The 1,033-nt window shown below is 67.9% G+C and carries 1 protein-coding gene; it reads left to right on the top strand.

Annotated elements, in window-relative coordinates; genetic code table 11:
* Positions 1–31: 31 nt before the first annotated feature.
* Positions 32–1,033, top strand: coding sequence for an IS481 family transposase (locus BMZ92_RS36690; protein WP_143250035.1), 1,002 nt, complete (start codon positions 32–34; stop codon positions 1,031–1,033).

Below are 1,033 nucleotides of genomic sequence, written 5' to 3'. Positions count from 1 at the left end.
AACTCGTCCGTCACGACTGAAAGACCCGTCCATGCTCCACCGTAATGCCCCGCTGTCGGTCGAAGGCCGGCGGCGGCTGGTCCAGCGTTGTCAGAATCGTCCGATCGCTCATGTCGCGGCGGAGATGGGAATTTCACGGCAGTGCGCTTCGAAGTGGGTCAACCGCTACCGCCGGGTCGGTGAGGTCGGGCTGCTCGACCGGCCCAGCGTCCCGCACCGGCAGCCGAGGGCGACCCCACCGGGGGTCGTTGCCCGGATCGAGCAGTGGCGCCGTGCCCGCAAGTGGTCAGCCCGACGCATCGCCACCGAACTGCATGCTCAGGGCGTGGCCATCGCGGTGCGCACGGTGAGCCGGCACCTGGCCCATCTGGGCCTCAACCAGCGCAGGTTCCTTGACCCGTCGGGGGAGAACAACCGCGCTCCACGCCCGATCGTCGCCCGCTGGCCCGGCCATATGATCCACCTTGATGTGAAGAAGGTCGGGCGGATTCCCGAGGGCGGCGGCTGGCGCGTTCACGGCCGCGGCAGCGACCACCACCGCACCACCCGCCGAGCGAAAACTGCCGGTGCCCGCACGGGATACGTGTACTTGCACTCCGCGGTCGACGGGTTCTCCCGGCTGGCCTACACCGAAGCCCTGCCCGACGAGAAAGCCGCCACAGCGATCGGATTCACCCACCGGGCCCGGGCGTTCTTCGCCCACCACGGCATCACTCACGTCCACCGCATCGTGACCGACAACGGGGCCTGCTACAAAGCGAAAGACTTCGCCACCGCCCTGCGCGGCGCCCGCCACCAGCGGATCACGCCCTACATCCCGCGCCACAACGGCAAGGTCGAGCGATACAACCGGATCCTGGCCGAGGAATTCCTCTACGCCCGCGTCTGGACCAGCGAACGCCAACGATCGCAGGCCCTGGCCGTATGGAACGTGCACTACAACTACCATCGACCACACACCGCCGCCGGAAACCAGCCGCCAGCCTCCCGGCTCCACACCGGCGTCACCAACGTCAACGCCTCATACAGCTAG

Source organism: Amycolatopsis sacchari (assembly GCF_900114035.1).
Classification (GTDB): domain Bacteria; phylum Actinomycetota; class Actinomycetes; order Mycobacteriales; family Pseudonocardiaceae; genus Amycolatopsis_E; species Amycolatopsis_E sacchari.
This window is presented reverse-complemented; position numbering and strand designations above follow the sequence as displayed.

Coding starts and splice junctions, on each gene's coding strand:
- BMZ92_RS36690 (WP_143250035.1), top strand. CDS start 32: ATGCTCCACCGTAATGCCCCGCTGTCGGTCGAAGGCCGGCGGCGGCTG.